Consider the following 15,222-nt stretch of genomic DNA (forward strand, 5'->3'; position numbering starts at 1 on the left):
CAACAAGCAGTACATATTGATTTTGGTTTCGGCCGCCTTGTTCCCTAGCGGTCGAAGCCACCTCTCCACCAAGGAGCAGCAACAATGAAGTTCACCAACGGCTACTGGATGATTCGTGACGGCGTCGACGCCCTCTACGCTCGTGAAGCCTACGAACTGGCGGCGGATGCCACCACCGAAAGCCTCAACGTCCTCGCCCCGACCTCCGTGGTGCGCGGCCGGTACGATACCCTGAACCTGCCCACATTCAATGTGGACATCACCACGCCGGCAGAAGGCGTGATTCGTGTGCGTGCCGAACACTGGCAAGGCGCCACCGAATACCCCGGATTCCCGCTCAATGCCGACGAACCCGGCAACCGTGATTACGTGACCGTTCAGGCGAACGGCAATGGCGACGGCGAAGTCGGCGTCAATGGCGCGGACGTCACGCTGACCACTGGCGGACTTACCGCGAAGGTCGTCAAGGGCACCCCCTGGAACCTGACCTTCATCGGCGAGGACGGCAAGGTGCTCACCGAGTGCGCAGGCAAGTCGCTGGGCCGATTCAAGCTCGGTGCCGAATCGAACGTCACCGCCCAGCCGGTCGGCGGATTCGGTGTGACCATGGACGGTTCCGCCCGTGATGAATCCGACGTGTTCACCACCATCCAGCTGCATCTGTCGGTTGGCGAAGACGTGTATGGCCTGGGCGAACGCTTCGGCGCGTACGTCAAGAACGGCCAGAGCGTCGACATCTGGAATGAGGATGGCGGCACTGCTTCCGAACAGGGCTACAAGGACATCCCGTTCTACATGACCTCCAATGGGTATGGCGTACTGGTCAACAACCGCGGCCATGTCTCCTTTGAGATCGGTTCCGAGAACACCGAGGCCGTGCAGTTCTCCGTGCCCGGCGAGGCCATCGACTTCTGCGTGATCTATGGCCCCACCCCCAAGCAGATTCTCGACCGCTACACCAAGCTCGTCGGACGTCCGGCGAATGTGCCCGCATGGAGTTACGGTCTGTGGTTGACCACCTCGTTCACCACCAAATACGACGAGGCCACCATCAACTCCTTCATCGACGGTATGGCCGAGCGTGATATTCCGCTGGCCGCCTTCCACTACGACTGCTACTGGATGCGCGAGTTCCATTGGTGCGATTTCGAGTGGGACAAGCGTTTCTTCGGCGACATCGAATCCACGCTGAAGCGCCTGCACGAAGACAAGGGCCTGCATATCTGCGCTTGGATCAACCCGTACATCGGCCAGCGCGGCGAAATGTTCAAGGAAGGCCGAGACAAGGGCTATCTGGTGCGCAAGCCCAATGGCGAAGTCTGGCAGACCGACTTCTGGCAGGCCGGCATGGGCTTGGTGGACTCACCAACCCGGCCGCCCGTGAATGGTTCAAGGTCAAGGTCAAGGCCCTGCTGAATCAGGGCGTGGACGCCATCAAGACCGATTTCGGCGAGCGCATCCCGCGCGACGTCGTCTGGTATGACGGCTCTCCGAAGCTCTCCATGCACAACTGGTACACCCAGCTGTACAACCAGGCCGTGTTCGAAGCCATCGAAGAAACCTACGGCAAGGGCAACGCCTGTCTGTATGCACGTTCCGCCACCGTCGGCGGCCAGCTTGGCCTGCAGCCTCATGTGAACGGCACCTCGGTCATGCGTTCCATGTTCGTGGAGTTCCCCGATGACCCGGCATGTCGCACGCTGGACCGCCAGTACATGTTCGGTCCGTCCATGCTGGTCGCCCCCGTGTTCACCTACTCCGGTGAGGTTTCCTACTATCTGCCGGACGGCGTGTGGACCAACTGGCTGACCGGCGAGAAGGCGCAGGGTGGCTGGCGCAAGGAAACCCACGACTACGATTCGATTCCGCTGTGGGTGCGCGACGGCAGCGTCATCGTCACCAACCCCGGCGAAACCAAGCCGGACCGTGTGTACGGTGAGAACGCGCTGGTCTCCGTGTTCGTGGATGAGGTGGAGACCGCCGACGCCGTTGTTACGGAAATCGATGGTTCCGCCGTAACCTTCACCGCACGCCGCACGCCGGCCGGCATCGAGGTCGCGAGCTCCGATGGCCGCCCGTTCCGTGCACGCCTGGGTGCGTCCGGCGGTATCGTCGACGTTCCAAATGGCAGCGTGGTGCTGTGACGCGCGTGCTGTGGGTGCGCGATAGCAGCGTAACGACATGAACATTTCAGCGTGGTGCTGTAACATTTCGGTGTTGCGGCACCACGCTTTTGTGCTGATATAGGGATTTGTACTAGTCGAATCCGCGAAATGTTCAGCAAATGTTCACGTAGCGAAATCGGCATAGAATGCGAGCAAACGCATAACGGCACGGTGCTGTTCATGCGTACACCAACGCCAGACGAACCGCCGGAAAGAAGGGGTCTCCATGATTGAGACAGTGGACGATATCAAGACGATTGCGAACGTCGGCACGGGAACCATGGGCCACGCGATCACGTTGCAGTTCGCGTTGGCCGGATATCCGGTGCATCTGGTCGGCCGCGGCGAGGCCTCGCTGGAGAAGGCGATGAAGGCGATTCGTTCGGATGCCGAGGACTTCGCCGAAGCCGGACTGCTCAAGGACGGCGACACCATGGACGCGGTGCTGGCCCGCATCACCTGTTACGCCGACTATGCAAGCGGCGTGGCGGACGTGGACTTCGTCATCGAATCCGTGGCCGAGAACCTTGACATCAAGAAGTCCGTCTGGGCCGAAGTGGAGCACGCCGCCCCCAAGGACGCGATTCTGTCCACGAACACCTCCGGCCTGAGCCCCACCGCGCTGCAGTCGGTGATGGGACACCCCGAGCGCTTCGTGGTGGCGCACTTCTGGAACCCCGCACAGCTCATGCCGCTGGTCGAAGTGGTGCCGGGCGAGAAAACCGACCCGAAGGTGGTGGACATCACCTTCGACCTCATGGCCAAGATCGGCAAGAAGCCGGCGAAGATCAAGAAGGAGTCGCTGGGCTTTGTGGGCAACCGTCTGCAACTGGCCGTGCTGCGCGAGGCGTTCTACATCGTCCAGCAGGGCATCGCGGACGCGGCCACCGTGGACGACGTGATGAAGTACAGCCTCGGCCGCCGCTGGAACCTGGTCGGCCCGATCGCCAGCATCGACCTCGGCGGACTCGACGTGTTCTACAACATCAGCACCTACCTGTTCGACGACATGGACAACGGCACTGGCCCGAGCCCGCTGCTCGCCGAAAAGGTCAAGGAAGGCAACCTTGGTGCCAAGACCGGCCGCGGCTTCTTCTCCTGGCAGGACGAGGATGGCAAGCGCATCATCGAAACCCGCAACAAGGCCCTGCTGCGTGCACTGAAGGACGATGCCGCGGACGCGGCCGCCGCGGGAGCGTAAGGCACGAATGACGAATGTTCGTGCGTGACGTATATCACGATGGAAGGCTCCCCTCAGGGGAGCCTTCGTTGTACTTACGTCGTTCTCTGATCTGGCTCATCGGCATGCGTATGCGTTGTTGATAGCGACAATTGCGGAAAACGCTTACAGTATGATGTGCACACGGACAACAAACCGATACATGCAAGGATCGGTGACGACGATGACATCCACAGAACACAGCACGCGAGCCGACATGCTGGCCCATATGGGCAGCCTTCAGCAGGCCGCCTACGTGCGCCCGATCGAATACCAGGAAGGCCGAGCCCACGGCCTCAAGGCCATCGAGGTGAAGAACGGTCCGTTGCGCTTCGTGTCCATGGCCGACCGCGCCCTCGACGTCTGCCAGTTCGAATACCGCGGCGAGAACCTCGTACTGCGTCGCACAATCACCAGCGTGTACGGCCGGCCGTCGATCACGGTCGAGGATGAGGTGACCAACGAATCCTTCCGCGACGAACCTCCCCGAAAGCGTGTACCTGCACGAGCTCGCCGCCGACGAGAATGGCCGCAGCTTCGCCGCCGTGGTTAACCGCAAGCTCGGACTCGGCGTCCGTCTGGACTTCGACGTCAGCCTCTTCCCGTACTTCATGGAATGGAAGTCGATGGGGGCGGGCGACTACGTGGTCGGCCTCGAGCCCTCGAACTCCAGCGTCCACGGCCGCGGCTGGCACGAGCAGCGCGGCGACCTGCACACCATCGCCCCGCAGGCCAGCGAACGCAAGTCCCTGACCTTCACCGTCATCGAAGGCGAGGCGGCGATTGACGCGCTTATCGCCCGCCGTGACGCCCTGCTCGGCTGAATTATGAGATAATATCGGTCGATATGTGAACGGCTGATTAGCGTGGGGAGCATGGTTACCTGGGATTCGGAACAGTATCTGCGATTCAAACGGGAGCGCACGCAGCCGGCGCGTGATCTGGCGATGCAGCTGCCGCCGGACGACGGCAGCGTCACGCGCGTGCTGGATATCGGCTGCGGGCCGGGCAACAGCACGGCCGTGCTGCGCGAGCGCTATCCCCATGCCAAGATTCTCGGCGTCGACAGCTCGCCGGACATGATCGAGGTGGCGCGCAACACCTATCCCGACATCGATTTCCAGCTGTGCGACGTGTCCACGCAGCTGAACGATTTGCCGGCCGACTTCGACGTGGTCTTCTCCAACGCCTGCATCCAATGGGTGCCGGACCATCCGCATCTGATTCCCGGTCTGCTCGCCCGGCTCAGGGTCGGGGGAGTGCTGGCCGTGCAGACGCCGATGAACTATGAGGAGCCGATCCACCGCATCATCGGCGGTATCGTGCACTCGCCTGCGTTCGCGGACAAGCTGCCGCAGCAACGCGAGTTCTACAACCTCACGCCGCCCGAATACTGGGAGCTGCTGCATGCGCATGCCAGCGCCTTCCGCATATGGAAGGTCACGTACATGCACACGCTGCCCTCGCATGAGGCGATTATGGACTGGTATCGCGGCACCGGCATGCGTCCGTATCTGCAGGCGCTTGGCGACGCCGGCCGTAAGAAGTTCGAGGCCGAAGTGTTCGCCCAAGTCCGCGAGGAATACCCCACGCAGTCGGACGGCAGCATCATCTTCCCGTTCCCGCGCTTCTTCTTCCTCGCTACTCGGTAGAGGCTCGCCGGATTCGCGTACTGGGCGGCGCGACCTGTTTCCCGCGCCGCCAGCTGTGGGTTGACCTCGCTACTGGGCTTGCGGTGATGCCGCTGGCTGCTGCGCTGTTTCCGATTGCGATGGCATTTGCATATGCGGCGCGATGCGGGGGAGCAGTTTTTCGGAGACGAAGTGCCCGATTTCGGTGGGGTCGGTCATGATCGAGCCGTTCAGTGCGGCTCGGAACGTGCCGATGATGCCGGAAACGTAGAACTGCTTCAGGAGGATGCGGCGTTTGCGTTCGGCCGGATCGGCGATGGAGCCGATATCCGGCTCGCCGGGGAACAGGATCGGCTGCAGGAACGGCCAGGCGGTCTCCTCGGCGCGCACGGACGAGAAATACAGGTAGAACGTGGCGTGGTTGTAGCCGGCGAGCTCGGTGATCTGACGCACCGAGATCTTCTCGATCGGCTTGGTCCCGTACAGCTTCCGGAACGCCTCCTTGAGGCGCTTGACCGTCTGTTGCGTAAGTTGCGGGTTCTTCTTGATTGCGATTCGCGGTATGGTTATTGCGCACAAAACGCACAACCCCATCGACTCGTCGGTCAAGTTCGTGACCTTCATCGACGCGATGCTCTCGCTGGTGGTCACGCAGGACGTGCTTTTGGAATCCCAGGGAACCGCGCACGCGGCGCAATCCTCGGGACTGTTCGGCATCGGGCTTGGTGCGGTGACCATGATCATCGGCCTGTGGGTGCTGCTGCGGCGGCGCTGGACGGTGCCGGCGTCGGGCGAAGATTCTCCGGACGATGCCGTTCCTGCAGTCGAGATCACGGCTGAAACCGAGGCGTAGGGCGTCGCAATGCCTGTTTACAATCGACTCGAATGGTCTTTGTGGTGAGAAGAGGCATATGGTGAGGCTGCCGACGTTGAACGTGAATTGGAGTCGCGATCGGGTCTACGTGATTCGGCGCGGAGTGGTCGCCTGCTGTATCCTGTTCTGCCTGATCGGCGCCGGAGTCGAGACCGCGGCGGCGCAACGCAGCTGGCCGCGGGCCGACACCGCATCCGCCGCCGGGGCAGCCACCGCCGCAACCGCAGCGGCGAACGAGCCCACGGCCGTTACCCGCAAGCAGGTTCCCGATAGCGGCAAACAGGGCGCGTTGCGGAAGACGCAGAACGCGCAGAACGGCGATGACAAAGCCGCGCAAAGCGTGGACTGGAAGGGGCCGACCGGCAAACAGCCCGACCTATCCCAGTACTCCGACCTGAGCGTGGAGGTCAGTCTCGCCAAACAACGGGTGTACGTCAAGTCCGGTGGCCAGACCATCTATACGATGATCGCCAGCACCGGCGTCGGCGACGCCACCCCGCACGGCTCGTACACCATCGATACGCGCGGCGAACACTTCTACAATGCCGAAGAAGGCATGGGCGCCGACTATTGGGTGCAGTTCTACGGTTCGTACCTGTTCCACTCGGTGCCGACCGGCGAGGCCTTCGGCGACTATCTGCCGGAGGAGGGTGCCAAACTCGGCCAGCCCGCCTCGCACGGCTGCGTGCGCCTGACCGTGGCCGACGCGCAATGGTTCTATGACCAGGTGCCGGACGGCACGCTGGTCACCATCGCGTAGAGTGGTCTCTCCCTCAGTCTCGTTGCGCTCGACAGCTCCCTCGTCAGAGGGAGCTTATCAGAGGGAGCTTAGCTGATTAGCGCGCTTCGGGCGGGCGGTATTGGTCGTCGGCGGTGAAGCAGGTGCGGTAGATCATGACCATGATCAGGCCGTCGGCCAGCAGGGTCAGCGCGGCGATGGCGTCGAGGACCACGAACTGGTACTTGGCGGCGTTGAGCGGGTCGCCGCCGGCGATCACCTGACCGGCCATCATGCCCGGGATCGTCACGATGCCGCTGGACGCCAGCGAGGCGGTGGTGGGCAGCAGGCCCAGGCGAATCGATGAGACGATGGACGGGCGGGCCGACTCCCACGGGGTCGCTCCCAGCGCCAGCATCAGCAGCATGGTGATGACCAGGCTCAGGAAGATCGGTCCGGCAAGGCCCTTGGGGATGCCGCGTGCGCGGGACATCACGATCTGCACGGCCGCCACCAGCATGACCGCCATCAGGGCGAACACCATCCACACGCTGTTCGACCGGATCACGTAGCCGATGATGAAGCCCGTGGCGCACAGCTGCACCAATGCGCGGCACGACGACCACATCAGGGTCTTGCCGATGCACATGTGCATCAGTTCGCTGATGATGGCCGCCACGGCCACCATGCCCAGCGCGATGAGCAGACCCCAGATATCGATGTTGTAGGAATTGCCCAGATCGCCGCTCATGCCTGCGTCTCCTCATTTTCATCGGCGCCGGCAGGCACCGCGTTCGCGTCCTGCGCCGCCGAATCCGTCATCTCGCGTTCGGTCAGCCGCCCCTTGTCCAGCGTCAGCGTGCGGGTGGCCCGTCCGTCCGGCGGACGGTGGCGGATGCGGATGATCGTCATGCCGCGTGTGGCGGCATCCGCCATGATCGTAGCCACCTTGGCCACGTTGTCGTCGTCGAGACCGGCATCTACCTCGTCGGCCAGCAGCACCTTCGGATCGGTGAGCAGTGTGCGGGCCAGGGCCACGCGGGCCGCCTGGCCGCCGGACAGGTCGTGCGGGGCGCGCTCCAGATTGATGTCCTCGCAGCCCATCGCGTCCAACGTCGTGCGGATGCGCTCGTCGGGCAACAACTGCTCGGCCTTGCCGCCCTTGCCGCGAATCGCGAGCGTCTAGGGCAGGCGGATCGCCTCGGCCACGTTCATGCCTGTCAGAATCGGCTTCTGCGGCGGGTAGGCAACATCCCGCCGCCACTGCTGCGGCGTGAACTCGCCGCTGCCCTTGCCTTCAAGGGCGAACGCGCCGTGCGCATGCGGGTTGAGCCGGGCGCACGCGGTCAACAGACTCGACTTGCCGGAGCCGGACGGTCCCACCAGATCGACGATCTCGCCGCGTTCCATGCTGAAGGACAGGTTGTCGAACACCGTGCGTTCGCCGTCCGCCGGCGATTGCGCGGGGACGACGCAGGACACGGATACGGCTTCGAAGAAGGATCGCATATTCATCCAGTCTAGTCGGGGGTCACGTGGGAAACCCCAGCGTTCACTTCCTGTATACCCGGTGTGGCATAATAGCCGAGGCAATTTTTGGGCTTTGCCTAAGCTAGTTTGAATTTGAAATAGGTGAATAACGTGGCACAGACTACTAACGACATCAAGAACGGATCCGTCCTGAACCTCGACGGGCAGCTGTGGACCGTCATGAAGTTCCAGCACGTCAAGCCGGGCAAGGGCCCCGCCTTCGTGCGCACCACCATCAAGAACGTGCTCTCCGGCAAGATCGTCGACAAGACCTTCAACGCGGGCATGAAGATGGAATTCGAGACCGTGGACAACCGCACTCTCCAGTACTCCTACGAGGACGGCGACAACTTCGTGTTCATGGACATGACCACCTACGATCAGATCATGGTTCCGAAGACCCTCGTGGGCGACAAGGCCAAGTTCCTGCTCGAAGGCACCGACTGCCTGGTCTCCTTCCACGACGGCACCCCGCTGAGCATCGATCTGCCGGGCTCCGTGGTCCTGACCATCACCCACACCGAGCCGGGCCTGCAGGGCAACCGCTCCAACGCCGGCACCAAGCCGGCCAACGTTGAGACCGGAGCCGAGATTCAGGTCCCGCTGTTCATCAATGAGGGCGACCGCGTCAAGATCAACACCGAGGACGGTTCCTACACCGGCCGCGAGAACAACTGATCTCCGCATCCTCAACAGACCACCGACCGTATAAAGGACTAGGACAGCAGCAGTATGGCACGTTCCACCGCGCGCAAAAGGGCTCTGAACACCCTGTACGAAGCCGACGAAAAAAGCCAGGATATTCTCTCCCTGCTTGACGAGCGCATCGCACATCCCGGTGCCCAGACCCCGCTTTCCGACTATGCCATTGAAATCGTCAAGGGCGTGGCCGAGCACCGTCGTCAGATCGACATGACCCTGGACGAACACTCCACGGGTTGGAAGGTCCGCCGTATGGGCGTGGTCGATCGCAACATTCTGCGTATCGCCGCTTGGGAGATTCTGTTCAACGATGATGTGCCGGACAAGGTCGCCATCGACGAGGCTCTGGCATTGGCCAAGACCCTGTGCGATGACGATTCGCCCGCTTTCATCCATGGCCTGCTGTCTGCGGTGTGCATCGCCAAGAACGCAGCACCGGCACCGGAGTCCGTGGCAGAAGAGGCCGATGAGGAATCGTCCGATTCCGATGCCGCCGCATCCGAGCCGACCGATGAGGGCGATGTTTCCGATTCGCCCGATTCGTCCGGTGCATCCGACGAGCCTGCTGCCCCGTCCGCTGAGATTCAGCCGACGGTCGATTAGTCATTTGTTGTTCAGCCTCCCCATTCGGGAGGCTTTTTCATGGGCGGACACTTGTGCCGCCGTACATTCTCAAGTCGGCACCTTGCCGACAGCCCCGCCAGCGGGGTGAGACTGTGCGCCCAACGGCGTGTGAGTCTGCGCTGGCCGTTAACCTTGGTACGAATACCCGAAAAACATAAGGGGGTTTTGGTGAGCCAGAACGAGTCCGGGACCATCGCAATTCCGATGTATGACAAGGACGATGCAGTCCTCGTTTTGGAAGACGGACAGGTATATGTGGGGGAGCCGTATGGCGCCCTCGGCGAGACGACCGGTGAGATCGTCTTCGCCACCGGTATGACCGGATACCAGGAGACGCTCACCGATCCGAGCTACGATCGCCAGATCGTTGTGCAGACGTTCCCGCACATCGGCGATACCGGCGTCAACAGCGAAGACCCTGAGTCCTCCCGCATCTGGGTTGCCGGATACATCGTGCGTGATCCCTCTCCGAACGTGAGCAACTGGCGTGCCGAGGGCAGCCTGGACGACGACCTCGCCAAGAACGGCATCGTCGGCCTGGGCCACATCGACACCCGCAAGCTGGTGCGTCACCTGCGTTCCGCAGGCGTGATGCGCGCCGGCATCTTCTCCGGCGACGCCCTGACCGATCAGGCCACCGGCGCGCTCAAGACCATCGAGCAGCTGCTCGAAGACGTCAAGAACACCCCGCAGATGCAGGGTCTGAGCCTGTACGACGAGGTGTCCACCGAGGAGACCTACACCGTCGAGCCGTGCGGCGAGTACGAAGGCAAGGAGCCGCTGTACACCGTGGCCGCTGTGGACCTCGGCATCAAGGGCATGACCCCGCACCGCATGGCCGAACGCGGCTGCCGCGTGCACGTGGTGCCCTCCACCATCACCTTCGCCGAAATCGAGAACCTGAACCTGGACGGCGTCTTCTTCTCCAACGGCCCGGGCGACCCGGAACAGGCCGGTCCCGAAATCGAGCTGCTGCGCCAGGTACTTGACGCCGGCTACCCGTTCTTCGGCATCTGCTTTGGCAACCAGCTGCTCGGCCGCGCACTCGGCTTCGGCACCTACAAGCTCAAGTTCGGCCACCGCGGCATCAACCAGCCGGTCAAGGATCTGACCACCGGCAAGGTCGAGGTCACCGCCCACAACCACGGCTTCGCGGTCGACGCCCCGATCGGCAAGCAGGTCGACGCGCCGTTTGAAAACGGCAAGTACGGCAAGGTGTTCGTCTCCCACATCGATCTGAACGACGACGTGGTCGAAGGCCTGCAGTGCGTGGACATCCCCGCATTCTCCGTGCAGTACCACCCGGAGGCCGCAGCAGGCCCGCACGATGCGGCCTACCTGTTCGACCGTTTCTGCGAACTTATGAAGAACAACTCCAAGGAAGGTAAGTGATATGCCGAAGCGCACCGACATCAAATCCGTGATGGTCATCGGCTCCGGCCCGATCGTGATCGGTCAGGCTGCGGAGTTCGATTACTCGGGCACCCAGGCATGCCGCGTCCTTCGTGAGGAAGGCATCCGCGTCATCCTCGTCAACTCCAACCCGGCCACCATCATGACCGACCCGGAGATGGCTGACGCCACCTACATCGAGCCGATCGCTACCCCGATCCTCGAGCAGATCATCGCCAAGGAACGCCCCGACGCGCTCCTGCCCACCTTGGGCGGCCAGACCGCACTCAACGCCGCCATGGCGCTGGGCGAGGCCGGCGTCCTGAAGAAGTACAACGTCGAACTGATCGGTGCTTCCCTGGAAGCCATCGACCGTGGCGAGGACCGTGAACTGTTCAAGAAGGTCGTCGATGAGGCCGGCGCCGAATCCGCCCGCTCCGACATCGCCCACAGCATCGAGGAAGTCGACAAGATCGCCGAGAAGTTCGGCTACCCGCTGGTCGTGCGCCCGAGCTTCACCATGGGCGGCCTGGGCTCCGGCATCGCCCACAACGAGGAGGAGCTGCACCGCATCGCCGGCGCCGGCATCCATTACTCGCCCACCGACGAAGTCCTGATCGAAGAGGGCATCGAGGGCTGGAAGGAATTCGAGCTCGAGCTCATGCGCGACCGCAACGACAACGTCGTGGTCGTCTGCCCGATCGAGAACGTCGATCCGGTCGGCGTGCACACCGGTGACTCCATCACCGTGGCCCCCTGCTTCACCCTGACCGACCGCGAATACCAGAAGCTGCGTGACATCGGCATCGCCATCATCCGTGGCGTGGGCGTGGACACCGGCGGCTGCAACATCCAGTTCGCCGTTCGTCCGGACACCGGCCGCATCATCGTCATCGAGATGAACCCGCGCGTCTCCCGTTCCTCCGCACTGGCCTCCAAGGCCACCGGCTTCCCGATCGCCAAGATCGCCACCAAGCTGGCTCTCGGCTACACGCTCGACGAGATTCGCAACGACATCACCCAGTCCACGCCGGCCTCCTTCGAGCCGACCATCGACTACGTGGTCACCAAGGTGCCGCGCTTCGCTTTCGAGAAGTTCCCGGGCGCCGACCCCACCCTGACCACCTCCATGAAGTCCGTGGGCGAGGCCATGGCCCTGGCCGGCAACTTCCAGGAGTCCCTCGGCAAGGCCATGCGCTCCATCGACAAGCGCCACATGGGCTTCAATTGGGATGGCGAGAAGCCGTCCGCCGAAGAAGTGGCCGAACTGCTTGAGGCCATCCACACCCCGACCGAACACCGTTACCTGCAGCTCATGCGCGCCATCTGGGGCGGCGCCACGCTGGAGCAGGTGTTCGCGGCCACCAAGATCGACCCGTGGTTCCTGAAGCAGATCTTCCTCATCAATGAGACCGCCATGACGGTGCGCGAGGCCGAAACCCTCACCCCGAAGCTGCTCAAGAAGGCCAAGCTCGCCGGTCTGTCCGACGTGCAGGTGGCCCACCTGCGTGGTTTGGGCGACGAAGGCGAGAACACCATCCGCGAACTGCGCTGGACCTACGGTCTGCGCCCGGTCTACAAGACCGTCGACACCTGCGCCGCCGAGTTCGACGCCGCCACGCCGTACTACTACAGCTGCTACGCCGACGAAACCGAGCTGCGCCCGCGCGAACGCGAGGCTGTGATCATCCTCGGCTCCGGCCCGAACCGCATCGGTCAGGGCATCGAGTTCGACTACACGTGCGTGCACGCCGTGCAGGAGCTTGGCAAGGACTATGACACCGTCATGGTCAACTGCAACCCGGAGACCGTGTCCACCGATTACGACATGTCCGACCGCCTCTACTTCGAGCCGCTCACCTTCGAGGACGTGCTCGAGATCTACGAGGCCGAGAAGAAGATGGGCCCGGTCAAGGGCGTCATCGTCCAGCTCGGCGGCCAGACCCCGCTGTCCTTGGCCGCGCGTCTGAAGGCCGCCGGCGTGCCGATTCTCGGCACCACCCCGGAATCCATCGACTTGGCCGAGAACCGTGAGCTGTTCGGCGAAGTGCTCAAGAAGGCGGAGATGAACGCCCCGCGTTACGGCACCGCCCTGAGCCTCGAAGAGGCCAAGGAAGCCGCCCACCGCATCGGTTACCCGGTGCTCGTGCGCCCGAGCTACGTGCTCGGCGGCCGTGGCATGGAAATCGTCTACGATGACAAGCAGCTCAACAAGTACGTGGACCGCGCACTTGCCGAGGCCAAGGCCGATACCGTGGTCTCCGGCCGCCTGCCCTCCCCGCTGCTCATCGACAAGTTCCTGCAAGACGCCATCGAAATCGACGTCGACGCACTGTTCGACGGCGAGGAACTGTACATCGGCGGCATTATGGAGCACGTCGAGGAGGCCGGTGTCCACTCCGGTGACGCCGCCTGCACCCTGCCTCCGTCCACCCTGTCCGACGACCAGATTCGTCGCCTGCGTGAAGGCACCTACGCCATCGCCAAGGGCTGCCATGTGCAGGGCCTGATCAACGTGCAGTACGCCTTCATGGCCAACACGCTGTACGTGATCGAAGCCAACCCGCGCGCCTCCCGTACCGTGCCGTTCGCCTCCAAGGCCACCGGCGTGGCACTGGCCAAGGCCGCTGCCCGCATCATGGCCGGCGAAACCATCGCCGATCAGCGTGCCAACGGTCTGCTGCTGCCCAAGGGCGACGGCGGCGACATCCGCCCCGGCCAGCAGGTCGCGGTTAAGGAATCCGTGCTGCCGTTCAAGCGCTTCCGCACCCCGGTGGGCAAGACCGTCGACATCCTGCTCGGACCTGAGATGCGTTCCACCGGTGAGGTCATGGGCTTCGACCGTGACTTCCCGCACGCCTTCGCCAAGAGCCAGCTCGCTGCCTACGACGGTGGCCTGCCGACCCACGGCAACGTGTTCATCTCCGTGAACGACACCGACAAGCGTCAGCTGCCGTTGATCGCCGTTCGTCTCGAGGAGCTTGGATTCAAGCTCTGGGCCACCGAGGGCACCGCCTCCGTGCTTCGCCGTTACGGCATCGAGTCGAACATCGTGGACAAGATCAGCACCCGCGTGGACACCGATCCGGAAGCCCCGGTCGAGGTGCATCACGCTGCCGGATCCGTGGGCAAGAACGTGGTTCAGCTCATCGAGGAAGGCAAGATCGACATGATCCTCAACACGCCGAACTCGCGCGGCTCCCGTTCCGACGGCTACTCCATCCGTGCCGCCGCCATTGCCGCCGATCTGCCGCAGTTCACCACCATCACCGAGTTCCAGGCCGCACTGCTCGCTATCGAGGCCGTGAAGCATAATGATTATCAGATTATGAGCATTCAGGAGCATTCGAAGCAGCTGTTCGAATTGGAGCGACGGGAGTTCTGATGACTACACTCAGCAGTGAGGAATTGCAGGCACAACGTTCGGATTTCGGTCTGCGATTAAGCAATTCAATGGCCAAATACGGGCCGCTGTGTGTGGGCGTTGACCCGCATCGCAAGCTCCTCACCGACTGGGGATACAACGTCGACGCCGAAGGCGCCGAACTCTTCTCCATGCGTATGCTGCAGGCCGCCAACGGGCGCGCCGCAGCAGTCAAATTCCAGACGCCGATGTTCGAGCGCTACGGAGCCAAAGGTTTCGAAGCGCTCGAGCGCGTGCTCTACGCGGCACGACAAATGGGCGTCATCACCATCGTCGATTGCCTGCACGGCGGCCTATCCACCACGATTTCCGCCATCGCAGACGCCTATTTCAAGCCCGGTGCACCGTTGCTGGCCGACGCCATCACGCTGCTGCCGTACTATGGCGCGCGTTCGTTGAACGGCCTGATTACCGAAGCGCTGGAAAACGGACGCGGCGTGTTCATCGCCTCCCTGACCTCCAACCCGGAAGGCATGAGTCTGCAGACCGCGTTGCGCCAGAGCGGCGATTACAAGGGACGTACCGTGGCCTACGGCATCGCCTCCACCGCGCAGAAGCATAACGCGGATATCGAAGGCATGGGCTCGGTGGGTCTGATCATCGGTGCCACCATCGGCCAATGGATGCAGGATTCCGGCGTGGGTCCCTCCAAGTTCACCGGTCCGATTCTTTCCCCCGGTTACGGTTGGCAGGGTGCCGAGGCCAAGGATCTGAAAACCGTGTTCCGTGGTACGCGCGGCAACGTACTGGTCACCGTGTCCCGCTTCATCGCCTCGCATGGGCCGGATATCGCCGCACTGAGCCAAGCTACCGAGTCGATTGCGCTTGACGTACGTCAGGCGCTGATGGAAGCCACTGCCGAAGGCGCGGAAAACCAGTGATCAGAACGGAATCGGATGGTGCGGCATGCGTACGTGTCTATCTCATCGCGTACGTCGCATCA

13 protein-coding genes and 2 pseudogenes are annotated in these 15,222 nt (G+C 62.8%); 12 read left to right on the plus strand and 3 right to left on the minus strand.

Annotation, left to right across the window (positions count from 1 at the left end; genetic code table 11):
• The first annotated feature begins 84 nt into the window (after positions 1-84).
• From yicI to ACEUKI_RS00720, 5 genes and pseudogenes are all read left to right on the plus strand, one after another.
• A pseudogene (yicI, locus tag ACEUKI_RS00700) lies at positions 85-2,144 on the plus strand (alpha-xylosidase).
• A 247-nt stretch (positions 2,145-2,391) separates the two neighbouring features.
• Positions 2,392-3,366 carry a 3-hydroxyacyl-CoA dehydrogenase family protein gene (locus tag ACEUKI_RS00705; RefSeq protein WP_115770400.1) on the plus strand — a complete coding sequence of 325 codons (975 nt, stop codon included), beginning with the start codon at positions 2,392-2,394 and terminating at the stop codon, positions 3,364-3,366.
• A gap of 202 nt (positions 3,367-3,568) precedes the next feature.
• Positions 3,569-3,937, plus strand: coding sequence for a hypothetical protein (locus ACEUKI_RS00710; protein WP_186289917.1), 369 nt, complete (start codon positions 3,569-3,571; stop codon positions 3,935-3,937).
• Complete coding sequence (locus ACEUKI_RS00715) at positions 3,879-4,208, plus strand: DUF4432 family protein (protein WP_115770398.1); 330 nt, start codon at positions 3,879-3,881, stop codon at positions 4,206-4,208. Before ACEUKI_RS00710 ends, ACEUKI_RS00715 begins: the two co-directional genes overlap by 59 nt.
• A 51-nt stretch (positions 4,209-4,259) precedes the next feature.
• Entirely contained in the window at positions 4,260-5,036 is a 777-nt protein-coding gene (locus ACEUKI_RS00720; protein ID WP_131212775.1) for a methyltransferase domain-containing protein, read from the plus strand.
• 69 nt (positions 5,037-5,105) lie between these two features.
• Here the strand turns inward: ACEUKI_RS00720 and ACEUKI_RS00725 are convergent, their stop codons facing one another.
• A complete protein-coding gene (locus ACEUKI_RS00725; protein WP_260847490.1) occupies positions 5,106-5,594 on the minus strand; it encodes a TetR/AcrR family transcriptional regulator in 489 nt (162 codons plus the stop codon).
• Here ACEUKI_RS00725 and ACEUKI_RS00730 point away from each other — a divergent pair.
• Together ACEUKI_RS00730 and ACEUKI_RS00735 are read left to right on the plus strand one after the other, a co-directional pair.
• Positions 5,578-5,868: an ABC transporter ATPase gene (locus tag ACEUKI_RS00730; RefSeq protein ID WP_115770395.1), complete on the plus strand. Its 291-nt coding sequence runs from the start codon at positions 5,578-5,580 to the stop codon at positions 5,866-5,868. The genes ACEUKI_RS00725 and ACEUKI_RS00730 overlap by 17 nt on opposite strands.
• A 58-nt stretch (positions 5,869-5,926) precedes the next feature.
• Entirely contained in the window at positions 5,927-6,649 is a 723-nt protein-coding gene (locus ACEUKI_RS00735) for a L,D-transpeptidase (protein ID WP_144169627.1), read from the plus strand.
• 76 nt (positions 6,650-6,725) lie between these two features.
• Here the strand turns inward: ACEUKI_RS00735 and ACEUKI_RS00740 are convergent, their stop codons facing one another.
• Positions 6,726-7,358 carry an ABC transporter permease gene (locus ACEUKI_RS00740; RefSeq protein WP_144169626.1) on the minus strand — a complete coding sequence of 211 codons (633 nt, stop codon included), beginning with the start codon at positions 7,356-7,358 and terminating at the stop codon, positions 6,726-6,728.
• Positions 7,355-8,122: pseudogene (locus tag ACEUKI_RS00745) on the minus strand (ATP-binding cassette domain-containing protein). Before ACEUKI_RS00745 ends, ACEUKI_RS00740 begins: the two are co-directional and overlap by 4 nt.
• 126 nt (positions 8,123-8,248) lie before the next feature.
• Between ACEUKI_RS00745 and efp the strand changes: the two are divergent.
• From efp to pyrF, 5 genes are all read left to right on the plus strand, one after another.
• The gene (efp, locus tag ACEUKI_RS00750) at positions 8,249-8,815 is read left to right on the plus strand and encodes an elongation factor P (RefSeq protein WP_144169625.1); all 567 of its coding nucleotides are present in this window, start codon (positions 8,249-8,251) and stop codon (positions 8,813-8,815) included.
• A gap of 54 nt (positions 8,816-8,869) precedes the next feature.
• On the plus strand, positions 8,870-9,442 hold the full coding sequence (nusB, locus tag ACEUKI_RS00755; protein WP_144169624.1) for a transcription antitermination factor NusB: 573 nt from the start codon (positions 8,870-8,872) through the stop codon (positions 9,440-9,442).
• A 225-nt stretch (positions 9,443-9,667) separates the two neighbouring features.
• The gene (gene carA / locus ACEUKI_RS00760) at positions 9,668-10,855 is read left to right on the plus strand and encodes a glutamine-hydrolyzing carbamoyl-phosphate synthase small subunit (RefSeq protein WP_370739569.1); all 1,188 of its coding nucleotides are present in this window, start codon (positions 9,668-9,670) and stop codon (positions 10,853-10,855) included.
• Between the two features lies 1 nt (position 10,856).
• A complete protein-coding gene (gene carB / locus ACEUKI_RS00765; protein ID WP_144169622.1) occupies positions 10,857-14,240 on the plus strand; it encodes a carbamoyl-phosphate synthase large subunit in 3,384 nt (1,127 codons plus the stop codon).
• Positions 14,240-15,160, plus strand: coding sequence for an orotidine-5'-phosphate decarboxylase (gene pyrF, locus ACEUKI_RS00770; protein WP_144169621.1), 921 nt, complete (start codon positions 14,240-14,242; stop codon positions 15,158-15,160). The genes carB and pyrF overlap by 1 nt, the downstream gene beginning before the upstream one ends.
• Positions 15,161-15,222: the final 62 nt, after the last annotated feature.

The sequence above is a fragment of the Bifidobacterium sp. 2450 genome (genome assembly GCF_041900695.1).
Taxonomy (GTDB): Bacteria; Actinomycetota; Actinomycetes; order Actinomycetales; family Bifidobacteriaceae; genus Bifidobacterium; species Bifidobacterium longum.